Origin of the sequence: Mesorhizobium temperatum (genome assembly GCF_002284575.1) — a bacterium.
Taxonomy (GTDB): domain Bacteria; phylum Pseudomonadota; class Alphaproteobacteria; order Rhizobiales; family Rhizobiaceae; genus Mesorhizobium; species Mesorhizobium temperatum.
In genome coordinates this window covers 24,690-39,463 of sequence record NZ_NPKJ01000029.1, presented here as the reverse complement: position 1 = coordinate 39,463, position 14,774 = coordinate 24,690, and the positions used below count along the sequence as shown (strand labels likewise).

Below are 14,774 nucleotides of genomic sequence, written 5' to 3'. Positions count from 1 at the left end.
GATCCTTAAGACCTAATCTTCGGGGAACGGCGACGCCTCATTCGGCCGCTCAGGCGAGATTGTCCCGTGGCAGCCCGAGCCGATTCCAGACGTCGAACAAAGCTGCCGCGAGCCGATCGATCATGATGTCCTCATGACAGGGTGTCGGCGTGATGCGCAGCCGCTCAGTTCCCTTCGCCACGGTCGGATAATTGATCGGCTGGATATAGATGTCGTGCTCGCTCAGCAGCAGGTCGCTCGCCGCTTTGCAATGCGCCGGATCGCCGACTGCCACCGGAACGATATGGGTGTCGCTCAGGATGACCGGCAGCCCAGCGGCACCCAGCGCCGCCTTGACCCGCCGGACGCGGTTCTGCTGGCACTTGCGCTCCCACTGCGAGGTTTTCAGATGCCGGATCGCCGCTGTGGCCGCGGCGCAGATCGCCGGCGGCAACGCGGTGGTGAAGATGAAACCCGGAGCATAGGAACGAACCGCATCGATCAGCACAGCACTTCCCGTGATATAGCCGCCGAGGCAGCCGAAGGCCTTGGCGAGCGTGCCTTCGATCACATCGATCCGGTTCATGGCGCCGTCGCGCGCGGCGATGCCGGCGCCGCGAGGGCCGTACATGCCCACAGCATGGACCTCATCGAGATAGGTCATTGCGCCATAACGATCGGCGATTTCGCAAATGCGATTGATTGGCGCGACGTCGCCGCCCATCGAATAGAGACTTTCAAAGACGATGAGTTTTGGCCGATCCGGACCCGCCGCCTTCAACAATTCCTCGAGATGATCGACGTCGTTGTGGCGGAAGATCCTCTTATCCGTATCGGACTGGCGGATGCCCTCGATCATCGAATTATGGTTGAGCGCATCGGACAGGATCAGACAACCGGGGATCAGCTTGGCGATGGTCGAGATGCCAGTCTGGTTCGAAACATAGCCGGACGTGAAGACCAGTGCCGCCTCCTTGCCGTGGAGATCGGCAAGCTCGCCCTCGAGCTCTACGAGTGGATGGCTGGTGCCGGAGATATTGCGCGTCCCGCCGGCCCCCGTTCCCAGGCGGGTAGCAGTCTCCACCATGGCGGCGACCACCTTCGGGTGTTGTCCCATCCCGAGATAGTCGTTGGAGCACCAGATCACGACGTCCTTCGGTCCATGCGGGGAATGCCACACGGCATTGGGAAAGCGTCCGGCGATGCGCTCAAGGTCTGCGAACACACGGTAGCGCCGTTCCTCTTGCAGACGCGCGATCGCATCTGCAAAGAAACCGTCATAACTCATATTGCCTGGCTCCAACATACGGCCTTGCCCATCGGCCATATCGCCCGCATCTCCGGTCATCGGAGGTCCAAATCGCCGCGGCGCAATGACGTTCTTTACGCCGCCAGGTTTGCCGGTGTGCAACGCTGTGGGTTCCGCCATCGCCCGATTCCCCTGCTTGCATACGAATTGCGTCGAAGCGCGATGCCCGCCGATCCCGCTCGCATCGTTCCTCACGACCCGCGTTCAGGAAGGTCGAAATTGAGCTGCAACATTCGCGCTATGTTTATCAGAATCGTCTCGCAGACCTTATCTTGATTAGGATCCAGATATTTGACGGTCCAGTTTGCCCCGTTCTCCTTGGTTTCGAGCCGCTGAATCACAAAATCGGTGACGTGCTCGCATCCCGGCTCCTTATGAAGATCCGCGAGGATCAATGCCTTGAGCTCCGAAGCTTCCTTTGTATGTCTTTGCATGGCCGCTCTCCTTCCGGATGACAACTTTCTATGGATCGATCAATGCATGATCGTGATCCCCGTCATCCCAGGGCTCGTATCATCGCATCAGTTCACCCAACGTAGCGGCAATGCCGCTGCTTGGTGTGTCAGAGTCTAGCCCCTCCACGAATTGCCCCTGTGGGTTCATGATGTAGATGTGGGTGCCGTGATCCATTAGGTAGTCGTCACCGCCCGCCTCGCCCTGGCGCGCAACACCATAGGCGCCATATGCCTCCGAAACCGCAGCGATCTGTCGCGGGCTGCCGGTCAGTCCCACGATGCGCGGATCGAACGCCGCGGTAAAGCTTCCCATCACCTCAGGCGTGTCGCGTTCGGGATCGACGGTGATGAAGAGCGGTTGCAGTTTTGCAGCGTCGGGGCCGAGTTCATCAATCGCCGAGGCGATTGATGATAGCGTCGTCGGACAGATGTCGGGACAAGAAGTATAGCCGAAGAAAACCAGCAGCCATTTGCCGCGATAAGTCTCATCGGTGACCGTCGTTCCGTCCGGCGCCGTAAGCGTGAATGAGCCGCCGACCGTCACGGGCGTGTCAGTCCGTGCGACCGGTGGGCAGATCGACAGGGCCGCTGCGAATATGATGCAGAAGCGGGATATGAGGGACCGTAGGCCCGGAGCGAGGAGTTCATGCCGTCGGCTCATCAAGTACCTCCGGTACCTCGAGAAAGACGCTCCAAAACCCCGCGACGTCTGCAACTAGCAAACTCGCCTAAACTGCCGAACCTTATCATATTTTTTTGCTGAATGGCTAGACATGGTGCTGGTTTGGCCCTACTTTCAGGAGTTGCCCCTCATCCCAATGAAGGAGGTGGCGTCCATGACCATTCGCGAATTGATGAGCGGGCTGGCGGCGATCGCTTTCGTTGCGACGATGTCCGCGCCTGCGCAAGCCTACGAAGTGGGTCCGGTCACGGGAGGCGGAACGATCGAGGGTACGATCGTCTACCGCGGCGACGTGCCGACAACAAAGATCATTCCCACCAAGGATATCGAGGTGTGCGGCGACCCCCGCGAGGAGCCGCTGATCGAAGTCGGCAGCGATCAGGCCGTGCTGAACGCGGCGGTGCAGCTGGTCGACGTGGCACAGGGAAAGGCCTGGCCGGAGCCCGGAAAGCCGCCTGAGCTTAACAACCTCAAATGTCGCTTTGAGCCCGCGGTTCAGATGATACCGGCCGGTTCGCTGGAGGTGGTCAACAGCGACCCAATGCTCCACAACACCCACGGGTATTATGGCAAGCGCACCGCCTTCAACCTGGCGCTGCCCAATAAGGGCCAGCGGATACCCGTCGAACTGAAGCGGGCCGGCACTGTCCGCATCGACTGCGACGCGCATGGCTGGATGGAAGGCTGGGTCTATGTGGTGGACAACCCCTACTATGCGGTCACCGGCACCGATGGCAAGTTCAGCATAACCGATGTTCCGCCTGGGGACTACAAGCTCGTGGCGATCCACCCCTTCACCGGGCCTATCGAGCAGCCCGTAACGGTAGAGGAGAATAAGGCCACCAGTCTGACGATTGAACTGAAAAAATAAGAAAATGGGCGACCCACTGATTCAACAGGGTCGCGCTCCTGCGAGAAGACCGACGCTTTAAGAAACGGTCTGCACTGAGGAGGAACCCTGATGTCTGAAGAGCTTGACCGCATTCGGCGCGAAATGCATGCGGTGCTGCAGCCGCCTGGAGTACGGCCCGACGACTCGCTCCAAATCACCCGCCGCACCTTCATTCACAGATCGCTGCTGTTCGGCGCTGCTTCCGTCGGCCAGACCTTCGCGTGGTGGCCGCTGCTCAACACCATCGACGTCGCTCACGCCGCCGAAGCGCCCTTCAAGTTTGCCTGGATTTCGGACACCCATCTCTACGAGAGATCCCTCAACACGCGCTTCGTCGACAAGGTGGTGCGCGCCGTGCAAGAGGTCCAGGCTATGGATCCGCCGGCCGACTTCCTGATCTTCGGCGGCGACCTGGCCCAGCTCGGAAAGATCGAGGAACTTGAGCTTGGCGTTGAGCTCCTCAAGGATCTGAAGATCAAGAAGTACTACATCCCGGGCGAGCATGACTGGTATCTGGATATGGGCAAGAAGTGGGGCGAGTTGTTCGGCCAACCCAACTGGACCTTCGATCACAAAGGCGTGCGCTTCATCGGGCTCGATACGGTCAGCCGGGGACCGGACTACTGGACAGCGAAGAAGATGACGCCAGAGGAGCGCATGGGCCACATGGCTACCCTCGACGGCACGGTTGCCGGCGCGTGGGCCGGCGTCGGCCGCGAGCAACTCGACTGGATGCAGAAGACACTCGCCGACTGGGATAAGTCCAAGCCGATCGTCATCTTCAGTCATAATCCGCTGTACGAGTACTACCCGCCCTGGAATTTCTGGGTGCGCGACTGGCGCGAAGTGAATGACGTGCTGAAGCCTTATACCAAGGTCACCAACATCCACGGTCACGTGCACCAGGTGCTCTACAACGAGATCGGCAGCATGCGCTCGATCGGCATGCTGGCGACCTCCTGGCCGTGGCCCTATGCCCCGGAAGGCGTGCCCAAGCTGACCAAGCCGATGATCCGGGCCGACCCCGGCGATCACTACGATGGGGTCGGTTGGGAAACCGTGAACGTCAACGCCGACGACAAGGTCGATGTCGAGTACATCATGTGGGGCCGCAAGGAGGTGTTCGTCCAGTCGCCGGAGGACCACGACAAGAGCATTGGGGAGGTCATACGGCCACGCATCGCCGACAATCAGTACCCGTGGGAAAATCCATAAAGGGTGGTGGCTATGATAAACACACCGACATTCCTGTGCATTCTGAGGCGATCCACCGTCGCAGGAGCAGTCGTCGCAGCTGCCGTCGTCCTCGGGCCGGCCAGTGCCAACAAGGATCCGGTGACGCCAAAGCAGCTGAAACTCTATCAAGAGGCGTTCATGGAGGAGGTCAGGAAGGGAGACCTCCTGTTCCACGGTGATGCGGCGATGGCGGAGCAGTTGGGCGTCAAGCTGTCGACCACCGGGTGGGCCTGCGCCATGTGCCATCCGATGGCCTCCGATACCCACCCGCAGGCGTTCCCGAAGTTCCAGGCGTCGATGGCCAAGTTCGCGACACTGCGCGACATGATCAACTGGTGCATCGAGAAACCGAACCAGGGCGAGAAGATCGATCCCGAATCGGAGGCGATGAAGGCGCTCGAGGCGTATATCACCTGGTCGAACACCGGCTCGGTGTTGGTGCCAGGCAAGTACTAGTCTCGTCGATAGCCGGGGCATCGGCTTCACGGGAGCGCGTCCGCCATCGGGGTGACATTCGATGGGTGGGATTGAAGCAGTCGCGGCCCGGGAACCGCGCGGGGAGGTCTATGCGTTGGCGTTGGCAGAGACTGGGATGGAGCTGCGCGGCAAGTTCGCGAATGTGGACCTGGATGCGCTGGTCGACAACCGGGTCGTGCGGACCTGGCTTTATTTCGGCATGTTCTGGCTGATGGTGACGCCATCCGTCGGCGTCCTGATCTCGAGCACCTTCAACTACCCCGACTATCTCGGATCGGGGAACCTCGAGCTCACCTTCGGCCGGCTGCGCCCGGTCCACGTCAACGGTGTCATCTTCGGCGCTTTCTCGACGCTTTTCATCGGCCTTTGCTACTATCTCGTGCCGCGTCTGTCGGGGGTGCGGGTGATATGGTCGGAGTGGTCGGTTCTTCTCGCATGGGTCTGGAACGTCGCAACGCTTGCCGGTTTGGTCGGCTTGCTGATCGGCGACAGTGACGGTTTGGAAGCCGGAGAGCTTCCGCTCTACGCGAAGGTCGCATTCTTCATCGTGGTGGCTGTTGCTACCGCGCAGTTCCTGATCACGATCAGTCGAAGGCTCGAGCCGGCGATCTATGTCGCGCTATGGTACTTGATCGCCACTTTCGTGTGGACGACGATGAACTTCGTGCTTGGAAGCTTCATCCTGCCATACACGATCTCGGGCATCAACAGCGCCGCCTTCCATGGCCTCTATCTCCACTACATCGTCGGGCTGTGGATAACGCCCGCGGGCTACGTGATCATCTACTATTTCCTGCCGATCAGCGCGCGAAATCCGCTTTATGCCCATAAGCTCTCGCTGGTAGGCTTCTGGTCCCTGGCACTGTTCTACCCGTTCGTCGGCATCCACCATTACCTCTACAGCCCGATCGCGGACTGGGCCGAGACCTTGGCCGTCGTCACGTCGATGCTGCTGATCATTCCGGTGTGGACGGTGCTGGTGAACTTCTTCGGCACCATGATGGGCAAGTGGCATGAGTTCGGCAGAAACTTGCCGGCGAAGTTCCTGATCATGGGCTCGCTCATGTATCTCGTCGGCTGCTTCCAGGGCTCGACCGAGGCGCTGCGGCAGCTGCAGCAGCCGACCCATTTCACCGATTTCGTCATCTCGCATTCGCATCTCACCGTGTTCGGCACCTTCGTCGTCTGGGCGATGGGGGGCCTCATCTATACTTGGCCGCGGCTGTTCGGGCGCGAACTCTGGTCCTTCAAGCTCGGCAACTGGTCGTTCTGGCTGATTACCGTCGGCATCACGACCATGGGCCTGGTCCTCACAGCGGGCGGGCTGCAGCAGGGCTATCAATGGATGAATGGGGTCGAATGGCTCGACTCGCTCGTCTGGGTGAAGCCCTACTGGCTGGCACGGACCCTGGCAGGCATCAGCATGGATATCGGTATGTCGCTGCTGGTGGTGAATCTGATGCTGACCGCGCTGACCAGCCCGGCGGCTGAGGCGCGACGCGTCCGCGGGCCGGTGGAGGCGCCTATCCCGGCCCCGGCGGGAGGGCCCGCGCAGTGAACGTTCGCTTCTTCGCGCTGTTCGCCGGCGTCTTCTGCATCACCCTTGCGGTGATCACGCAGGGCGTGCTGCCCTTCGTGGAACCGTCCTCGCGAACTACGCGCGTGACTTCGGTGGTGCGCACGGATTTCGGCCAGCTGAAATGGACGGTTTCAGAGGCGACGGACTACACCGAGCAGCAGCGTCGCGGCCGCAACATTTACCTGCGCGAAGGCTGCTGGTACTGCCATTCGCAATTCGTGCGGCCGGTGACCGGCGAGATCCGCCGCTGGGGACCGGTCAGCGAGGCGGGCGAATACGCCTATGACGTGCCGCACCTGTTAGGCACACGCCGGATCGGGCCGGACCTGACGCGCGTCGGCCTGAAATACAGCGACGAATGGCACCTGGCGCACTTCTACAATCCGCGGATGCTGGTGCCGGACTCGATAATGGCGCCGTATCGAGGCCTCTTCCACGAGCCCGATGCAGCCGTCCGTATCGTTGACGACGGCGCTGGTAATCGGACCCTGGAAAGGACAGAGGTCACCAAAGGCCTGTTCGACTTCGACAGCCAGCAAGCGATCCGGCTGACGCCGAATGCGTACGGGTTGCTGTTCGTGCCGCTGAAGGCGCGCGAAAGAAAGCCGATCATCCTGACGCCGAACGACGAATACACAGGAGAAACCGTCAGCATCGCGGCGGAGACGGAATCGGTGGCGGCGCTCGTTTCCTACCTCCAGAAGCTCGGCACGAACCGGGGTAAATGGCGCGATCTTTTCGAGCCGCAAAGCCTGGAGGTCATGGATGCGACGATGCCGCGCTCCGAGGAATGGATTGCTTATGGCAAGGAAGTCTATGAGCGCCGCTGCATCGGTTGCCACGGTGCCAAAGGCGACGGCAACGGGCCGGCCGCCACCTTTATGTTTAACCAGCGGCCCAGGGACTTCACGTCCGCAGTCTTCAAGTTCAGGTTGACAAAGGAGCCCCTGCCCACGGACGGCGACATGCTGCGCACCATTACTCGCGGCATCCGCGGCACGGCAATGCCCCCTTGGTACGAACTGCCGCTCAACGATCGGCTGGCGGTGATCCAGTACATCAAGTATGAGCTAGCGGTTGACCGTTCCGATCCCGCCAGTCCTTACGCTTTCTTCGTCGAGGAACCGCCTGGCCCACCGTTGTATATCGGGCGCCCGCCGACCCCGTCCCAGACGGTGCTGGACCGAGGTAAGGAGGTTTGGCAGGTGGCGAAGTGCTGGGAGTGCCACGGCCAAGGCGGCAAGGGCGACGGCGAGAAGGCAGCTGGCCTCAAGGATGATCTCGGGTTCGCCGCCGTGCCGGCCGACCTCACCAGCGGCCAGTTCAAGTCTGGCCCGGCCGTCGAAGACATCTTCCGGACGATAACTACCGGCCTCAGCGGCACGCCGATGCCGTCCTATCGGGATTCCTTTCCGGACGAGGACCGGTGGGCGCTTTCCTATTTCGTGGTGGCGCTTTCCGCCTTTAAAGACCCGCTCTCGCTGCAGCCGCTGTCGATCAAGCAGGAGGCCCGCGCGGCGCTGAACGATCTGGAACTGGTCGCTGACAAGCCTGAGCGAGCCTATGTGCCCGATCCGTCGGTGCCGGCGTCCGGCCCGCCAGCGCCGCCTGGCGAGAAACAAGCACCCGCAGGAGGTTAGCGCATGCTCGGTTTTGAAGTCACCGGACCGTATGCGGGCGCCATGATGATGAGCCTGGCGGCCCTGTTCTTGTTCATCTGGGGCGTCCTATCCGGCGCGTTGAGCGGCACCGACAAAGCCGCCAACGGGTTTTTTGAAAGGGAGATGGAGAATGAGCGATCTGCAGAGCAGCGATCCGGAGAGCCCGACGCACCCTGAACTGGATGTGCGTCAAAGCTCGCACCCTGAACTGGAGGACTATGCCGGCGGCCTGATACAGGCGCGTGTGGGATTCATTCCGCTATGGCTTCTCGTCGTCTACGTGCTGCTGTTCGGTTGGGGGCTGTATTACATGTATGTTTATTGGGGCGGGCTCGGCCCCGGCCGTCTGTTCTAAGAGACTTGTCGCAAGGGCTGGTAAGGCAGGAGTGATGGAGATGTTGGTAGCCAAAATTCTCCTTGGGGTCGCCGCATTGAACCTCCTTTTCCTGACCTTCGAGGTGGCGATAAACGTGCTTCGTCTTTATTTCGGCTGACATAGGAGCAGCGGATGCTACAGGACACCATTTTCAAGCTCGCTGACGCTGGCTTGCCACAGATGCTCGGCTTCCTCATCTATGGCGGCTGCACCGTCGGCTTTATCATCTTTCTTGTCTATCTTGTGCGGCAATAGCGACGCGGACGCGGCGCTGCGAAAACGCCAATGATCTACTACCTCGTGATCTTCGCCGCTGGATTTGCAGGCAGCTTTCATTGCATCGGCATGTGCGGCGGCTTTGCCTGCGCGCTGGGCCGCGATCAGCGAGGCGGAGGCGCAACCGTCCTTCGCCACCTGCTCTATAATACCGGCCGATTGACAACCTATTGCTTTCTGGGCGGGCTCGCGGGTGCGATCGGTCAGGTCATCTGCACCACGCAAGGTCTAACTGCGGCGCCGCTCTTGAACGGCTCCCTCGACACCGCCCAACGAATTCTCGCGATCGTCGCTGGCCTGCTCATGATTGCCATGGCGTTGCAGTTCTTCGGCTTGCTGCAGGTCTTCCATCGCCTTGCGATCGGATTTGGCGGCAGCACATTTGCATTGTCCCTGCGCGGTCTGTTGACGGCCCGGAGCAGCGCCGCACCGCTCGCCTTTGGCGTTTTCAACGGCTTCCTGCCATGTCCCCTGGTCTATGCCTTCGCCGCCCAGGCGGCGAGCACCGCCGGAGCGCTTCCCGGGTTTCTCGTCATGGCATGGTTCGGACTGGGAACCTTCCCCGCGATGTTGATGATGGGCGGCGTTGGCCGGATACTCGGGCCAGCCTGGCGGCGGCACGGCGTGCGGCTTGCTGGTGGCTTTATTCTTTTGCTCGGTCTCATCACGCTCGGCCGTGGTCTCCTGCCTTCCGACGCGCATATCGGCCTTGCCTGGCTGGGCGGACATCCCGCATGACTGCGCATGGCGATATCCTCTGTAGCCATTGTTCGCTGCCCGTCGGCCTGCGCCCGATGGAGCGCAGGCTCAACGGTGAGGCTTGCGCGTTCTGCTGCTACGGCTGTTGCATCGCCTTTCAGGTGAAGAGCGGCAGACACGAAGAGTGGGAAGCCGCCTGGCTTCTGATCCAGCTCGGCGTGGGAGGCTTTCTCTCCATGAATATCATGATGTTCAGCCTCCTCCTCTATTCGGACGCGTTCACCGGCGTCGATGCGGGCGTGCTGCCGTGGATTCACCTTTTGCTCTGGATCTTCGCGACGCCGGCGGTGGTGATTCTCGGCGGACCCTATCTGCGCGAAATGTGGCTCAATGGCATTCAGGGACGAGTGACGTCGTCGGCACTCATCGTGCTTGGCGTCGCTGCCGCTTACCTCTATTCGGCATTTGCCGTGTTCGAGGGCAGCACGCATGTCTATTTCGACACCGCCGTGATGGTGCTGATGCTGTTCACCGTTGGCCGCTATCTCGAGGCTGTTGGCCGCGCCAGGGCGGCGCGCGACCTCGAACCTCTTCTGGCCGCAGAAAGCGAGAGCGCGACCGTGATCGATGGCGCGGCAGAGATCTGCCGTCCGGTGCGGGAGGTGTCGGCCGGCATGCTGGTGCGGGTCCGGCCAGGCGAGCGCATTCCGGTCGACGGCGTGGTTGTCGAGGGGGAATCGAACACCGATGAAGCCGTGATTACCGGAGAAAGCCGGCAAGTGACCAAGGGCGCCGGCTCCAAGGTGATTGCCGGCAGTATCAATATCGACGGCCCGCTCCTGATCCAAAGCAGCGGTGACGGAACTGCAACCCGCTGGGCACAGATTTGCCGGTCGGTGCGCGAAGCGCTGGGCCGTCGCAGTCCAACCCAGCGCCTTGCCGATCGCGTCGTTGGCGTGTCCGTGCCGCTCGTCCTCGCCCTCGGCGGGCTGACGATCGTTTACTGGGCGCAGTCATTGCCGTTCGATCGGGCGTTGCTGATTGGCCTCTCGGTACTGGTGGTTGCCTGTCCTTGTGCCGTCGGCCTCGCTGCTCCGATGGCGACATCACTCGGCATCGGCCGGCTGGCGCGGCACGGCTGCCTCGTCCGCGACCCCGGCGTGCTCGAGACCCTCGCGCGTGTCCGGTTGCTCGCCTTCGACAAGACCGGCACTCTGACGGCGGGCAAAGCGCGTCTCGTCGGCGTCGACTGCGAGGAGGTCGGCATCGACGAAGTACTGGCGCGCGCCGCCGGTCTGGAGCGCCTTTCCGAGCATGGTCTGGCGCGGGCCATCGCGGCAGCCGCCGCTCAGCGGGGCATCACGCCGCTCGTCACCCGCGATGTCCGGACGGTTCCCGGCCGTGGCATCCGCGGCAGCGCCGAAGGCCGGCCCGTGGCGGCAGGGAACGGCAGATTGATGAATGATCTGGGCTGGCCGCTTCCCCCGTCGCTGGCCGAGCGTGCGCGGTCGCTGGAGGCGAGCGGTCATTCGGTGGTCTATGTCGGTTGGGGCGAGCAGGTTCACGCCGTGCTGTCGCTCGATGATTCACCGCTTCCCGAGGCGCGGGCCGCGATCGCGGCCCTGCGTGAGCGCGGGCTCGACGCCACGCTGTTGACCGGCGACTTGGCGCAAGCGGCGGAGCGGATCGCGGCCCTGGTCGGGATCAAGGACGTCCAAGCGGGCCTTTCGCCGGAGGCCAAACGGCTGGCCCTGGATCGGCTCCGCCATGACCACGGTTCGGTGGCGATGGTCGGCGATGGACTGAATGACGGGCCGGTCCTGGCCGCTGCAGATGTCGGTATCGCCGTCGGCTCCGCCACCGATCTCGCCCGCGAGACTGCGGCGCTCGTGCTGCCTGGGGACGGGTTGTGGATGCTGCCCTGGATCGTCGACGTGGCCTGCGCGGTCCGCAGGACCATCTTGACCAACCTTATGTGGGCGTTCGGCTACAACCTCGTCGCGCTGACGTTCGCAGCATTCGGACTTCTGCAGCCAATCCTTGCGGCGGCGGTCATGGCCGGTTCGAGCATCCTCGTGGTGGTGAATTCGCTGCGGCTGGAGCGGCTGCCTGATCCTGTTCCAGCGCTGATCCCGGAGCAACGATCCGGCACCAAGGCGGAGCGTACCCACAATGGCGCCGGCATTTCCGCAATGGCCGACCCAGCCGTCGAGCGGAGTTGAGTTTCGTTTCAGCCAAACACGTCGTGCGTGAAGGCGTCATACCAGCCTTCCGCCGCGCGCGCAGCCTGCCGGCGGACCTCGGAGCTTTCCTCGACCTTGCTGACGAAGCTGATGACGCTCTTGAGCTTCCCGTCGACAGGCTTGAAGCTGATGGCGTTGCTGAACGCATCGTCGGGGGCGAGATAGGTGTAGCAGGTGTTGAACAAATGCGCCGGGAAACGCGCTGATCCGGCGAGATCGGCCGCGATGGCGAAGGCGCAGGCCTTGGCCTGGCTGTTGGCGCAGAAGGCGGATTTCGGCATATCTCCGCCGATGATCGCGTCACCGACCAGGTGGATGCCGGGCTGCAGTGCCGATTCGAAGGTGACCGGATCGACCGGACACCAGCCCGACTGGTCGGTGAGCCCGGCCTGCTGCGCCAGGCGCCCGGCCATTTGCGCCGGGACGACATTGGTGACCGCGGCCTTGAATGTTGCGCCCGCAGTGATCACCGATCGGGTCTTCGGATCGACAGCCGTGACCCCGCCGGTAAACTGGGCGGGCAGCCATTCGATCATTCCCGGATAGTGGCGGTTCCAGGCGTCTTGGAACACGTCCTGTGCGTTGAACTTGTCCTTGGCATCGAGGATCAGAATTTTGGCCTTGGGTTTGCTGTGCTGGCAATAGGATGCGACGAGCGAAGCGCGCTCATAGGGGGCGGGTGGACAGCGAAACGGATCCGGCGGAACGACGATGAGGAACAGGCCGCCGTCCTCCATGCTTTCCAGCTGCCGGCGCAGCAGCTTGCTTTGCGGTCCTGCATTCCAGGCGTGCGGCATGATCTCCATCGCCGCATCGTCATAGCCCTCAAGCGCCCGGTCCCTGAATGTGATGCCCGGCGCAACAACGAGACGGTCATAGCTGAGCTTCGAGCCGTTGTTCAGCGCAACGGTTTTCGCCGCCGGGTGAATCGCCGCGGCGGACTCATGAATGACGGTGATGCCGTATTGCCTTGCCAGCGCTTCATAACCATGGCCGAGCGATTCGAACGGGCGTAGCCCGGCGAGATAGAGATTGCTGAAAAAGCAGGTCGTGTAGCTCTGCCGCGGTTCGACCAGGGTCACGTCGACGGCCGTGGCGCTGGAGGCGAGATATTTGGCGACCGTTGCGCCGCCGATGCCGCCGCCGACCACGACGACACGCGCCTTGGCCTGGCCCCGCGCCTTCGGCTGGTTGAGCGCCGTTAGCAACGCTGCTCCCGTCAGGCGGCCGAACTCGCGACGCGTCCAGGATTTCATCGCGGGTTACTTCCCTGCTTCGCGACATAACGCGCGACGCTCGCGATCTCCTCGTCGCTGAGCGACAGCGCGATAGCGTGCATGATGTGATTTGAACTCTCGCTCGCCCGGTAGGCAAGAAGGGCGTTGGTGAGCCTCTCCTCACCAAGCCCGATGATGCTGGGAATGCCTGTGCCGCCGCCATCGAGACGATGGCAGGACGCACAGGTCGCGGCGAGTTGAGCGCCTTGATCGGCCTCCGCCGTCGCGCCGGATTGGCTGACGAGCAGCACGAGGCCCGTGGCAATCGCAGATCTCGCAACGGGGCGCATGCTGAATACCCGTCTGTTTCGGAGTTTTCCGGTCACGCTCCCACTCAACTTGTCACGCCATAATTCGCGCTGCTCGATTGCGCCGCCACCTCAACCGACCGTGAACTGGTGCGACAACGTATAGACGGCACCGCCATCTTCTTCCCAAACGAAATCGAGCCGGCCGCTCTCCGTCGCGCGCAAGGAAAATTCGAAGAACGGATTGGCCGAAATCGCCTCGTGGACATCGACACTGAACACCACGGTTTCGTTGTAGCGGCAGACAAACTTGTTGATGATCTTGCGCGGGATCACGTTGCCTTGATCATCATGGCGTAGCCCTGTTTCCATCTCATGGCTGATGATGGTCTTGACCTGAAAAATCTCTCCCTTCGCCGCGGCGCTCGGCACGATCACGCGGGGTGTCGGGGTGGTCACTGTCTCTCTCCGATCTCAGGCACAGCCATCCGTGGCGACACGGACCCACGTCGTGGTCATCAGCAAGACGCCGTCATTCATTTCAGCGACAGCGACGACGTGTTGCGGTTTGGCAAGCCGGATGCGTGTCGACACGCGAGGTAGACTGCGTTGCGGGACGAAATGGAAACTGGCGACTTCGATAAGCGGGTTCCGCGGCGCGAACACGCGCATCTGCCTCACATGGTCGGCCTCGGTCATGGGGCTGTCGATGTAAAGACTCATGGGCACGGTGTAGCCGGTCGGGAAGTCCGCCGGCATAATCAGATGAAGGCGATCTGACATCGTGGCCTTCCGTCCGGTGAGCTGCTTGACGAGATCCAGCGCTTCATCGTTCGCACGCGCGCTCCGCGGCGAGAAGAGCGCGACCCCGGAAAACCCCACACTCCCGGCGATCAACACATCGCGGCGCGTCAAGCTCATCGTCCCGGTCTCCAAACCCTGCCACTCTAAGAACACATCGGCGGCGGCAGGCGGCGCACTCGGACACATCAGTGCGGCAGCTTCTGCGAAATTTAGCACCGACAACCGCTGGGAGCAATCTCGCGGAAGTGTCCATGGCCGCCTTTAAACCAATGCATTCTGTTTTACCCGCCGTTGGGAGCACGCCGGCGGATTCTGCGACTACCCAACTTCGGTCGCCGGCCTGATCGCCGGAGGCGTTATTGCGGCACCGCTGTCGGGATAGATGGTCAAGGCATTGCGGGAAAGGACGCTCTTGCGGGTTGTCGGATCTCTGATCACACTCTTGGCCGGCTATCAGATGCTCGAATTAACTGGAGCGCTCGAACCGCGCCAGCGCAATGTCTGATTTACAAGCATGCGCGACATTCATGATAAGGCTGAAAAAGGACGGGTTAGGGTCATCTGTGCGAATTCGTCCTTGG

At 61.9% G+C, this 14,774-nt stretch carries 17 protein-coding genes and 1 pseudogene; 11 read left to right on the top strand and 7 right to left on the bottom strand.

Going from position 1 to position 14,774, the window contains the following annotated elements:
* Positions 1-49 precede the first annotated feature (49 nt).
* The 3 genes from hemA to CIT26_RS08635 form a co-directional block, all read right to left on the bottom strand.
* Entirely contained in the window at positions 50-1,267 is a 1,218-nt protein-coding gene (gene hemA / locus CIT26_RS08645; protein WP_095492208.1) for a 5-aminolevulinate synthase, read from the bottom strand.
* Positions 1,268-1,479: 212 nt separating this feature from the next.
* Positions 1,480-1,722 carry a hypothetical protein gene (locus tag CIT26_RS08640; RefSeq protein ID WP_027154144.1) on the bottom strand — a complete coding sequence of 81 codons (243 nt, stop codon included), beginning with the start codon at positions 1,720-1,722 and terminating at the stop codon, positions 1,480-1,482.
* A gap of 79 nt (positions 1,723-1,801) precedes the next feature.
* On the bottom strand, positions 1,802-2,287 hold the full coding sequence (locus tag CIT26_RS08635) for an SCO family protein (protein WP_245319269.1): 486 nt from the start codon (positions 2,285-2,287) through the stop codon (positions 1,802-1,804).
* 310 nt (positions 2,288-2,597) lie between these two features.
* Between CIT26_RS08635 and CIT26_RS08630 the strand changes: the two genes are divergently transcribed.
* The 10 genes from CIT26_RS08630 (at position 2,598) to CIT26_RS08590 (ending at position 11,843) form a co-directional block, all read left to right on the top strand.
* Positions 2,598-3,296 (top strand): carboxypeptidase regulatory-like domain-containing protein, encoded by a 699-nt coding sequence (locus CIT26_RS08630; RefSeq protein WP_425350331.1) that lies wholly within the window; start codon positions 2,598-2,600, stop codon positions 3,294-3,296.
* Positions 3,297-3,386: 90 nt separating this feature from the next.
* A complete protein-coding gene (locus CIT26_RS08625; protein WP_095492187.1) occupies positions 3,387-4,532 on the top strand; it encodes a metallophosphoesterase family protein in 1,146 nt (381 codons plus the stop codon).
* A gap of 12 nt (positions 4,533-4,544) precedes the next feature.
* A complete protein-coding gene (locus CIT26_RS08620) occupies positions 4,545-5,009 on the top strand; it encodes a c-type cytochrome (protein WP_095492186.1) in 465 nt (154 codons plus the stop codon).
* 136 nt (positions 5,010-5,145) lie between these two features.
* On the top strand, positions 5,146-6,588 hold the full coding sequence (locus tag CIT26_RS08615) for a cbb3-type cytochrome c oxidase subunit I (protein WP_095492185.1): 1,443 nt from the start codon (positions 5,146-5,148) through the stop codon (positions 6,586-6,588).
* Positions 6,585-8,249, top strand: a complete 1,665-nt coding sequence (locus tag CIT26_RS08610; RefSeq protein WP_095492184.1) for a cbb3-type cytochrome c oxidase subunit II — start codon at positions 6,585-6,587, stop codon at positions 8,247-8,249. The genes CIT26_RS08615 and CIT26_RS08610 overlap by 4 nt, the downstream gene beginning before the upstream one ends.
* A 3-nt stretch (positions 8,250-8,252) precedes the next feature.
* Positions 8,253-8,447, top strand: coding sequence for a hypothetical protein (locus tag CIT26_RS08605; protein ID WP_084833660.1), 195 nt, complete (start codon positions 8,253-8,255; stop codon positions 8,445-8,447).
* Positions 8,401-8,625, top strand: coding sequence for a hypothetical protein (locus CIT26_RS08600; protein WP_023798299.1), 225 nt, complete (start codon positions 8,401-8,403; stop codon positions 8,623-8,625). Before CIT26_RS08605 ends, CIT26_RS08600 begins: the two co-directional genes overlap by 47 nt.
* 153 nt (positions 8,626-8,778) lie before the next feature.
* The gene (locus CIT26_RS38235) at positions 8,779-8,901 is read left to right on the top strand and encodes a hypothetical protein (protein WP_280951102.1); all 123 of its coding nucleotides are present in this window, start codon (positions 8,779-8,781) and stop codon (positions 8,899-8,901) included.
* A 30-nt stretch (positions 8,902-8,931) separates the two neighbouring features.
* Positions 8,932-9,660, top strand: coding sequence for a sulfite exporter TauE/SafE family protein (locus CIT26_RS08595; RefSeq protein WP_095492183.1), 729 nt, complete (start codon positions 8,932-8,934; stop codon positions 9,658-9,660).
* Between the two features lie 56 nt (positions 9,661-9,716).
* Positions 9,717-11,843: a heavy metal translocating P-type ATPase gene (locus CIT26_RS08590; protein WP_095492206.1), complete on the top strand. Its 2,127-nt coding sequence runs from the start codon at positions 9,717-9,719 to the stop codon at positions 11,841-11,843.
* Positions 11,844-11,851: 8 nt separating this feature from the next.
* Here CIT26_RS08590 and CIT26_RS08585 read toward each other — a convergent pair whose 3' ends face one another.
* Genes CIT26_RS08585 through CIT26_RS08570 form a run of 4 tightly spaced genes read right to left on the bottom strand, consistent with a single transcriptional unit; the run spans position 11,852 to position 14,310 of the window.
* Positions 11,852-13,120: an NAD(P)/FAD-dependent oxidoreductase gene (locus CIT26_RS08585; RefSeq protein ID WP_095492182.1), complete on the bottom strand. Its 1,269-nt coding sequence runs from the start codon at positions 13,118-13,120 to the stop codon at positions 11,852-11,854.
* A complete protein-coding gene (locus CIT26_RS08580; RefSeq protein WP_245319256.1) occupies positions 13,117-13,467 on the bottom strand; it encodes a c-type cytochrome in 351 nt (116 codons plus the stop codon). Before CIT26_RS08580 ends, CIT26_RS08585 begins: the two co-directional genes overlap by 4 nt.
* 54 nt (positions 13,468-13,521) lie before the next feature.
* Entirely contained in the window at positions 13,522-13,848 is a 327-nt protein-coding gene (soxZ, locus tag CIT26_RS08575; RefSeq protein WP_206072738.1) for a thiosulfate oxidation carrier complex protein SoxZ, read from the bottom strand.
* Positions 13,849-13,863: 15 nt separating this feature from the next.
* The gene (locus CIT26_RS08570; protein WP_095492180.1) at positions 13,864-14,310 is read right to left on the bottom strand and encodes a thiosulfate oxidation carrier protein SoxY; all 447 of its coding nucleotides are present in this window, start codon (positions 14,308-14,310) and stop codon (positions 13,864-13,866) included.
* 166 nt (positions 14,311-14,476) lie between these two features.
* Between CIT26_RS08570 and CIT26_RS37410 the strand changes: the two are divergent.
* Positions 14,477-14,698 (top strand): annotated as a pseudogene (locus tag CIT26_RS37410) (sulfite exporter TauE/SafE family protein); the annotation flags it as partial.
* Positions 14,699-14,774: the final 76 nt, after the last annotated feature.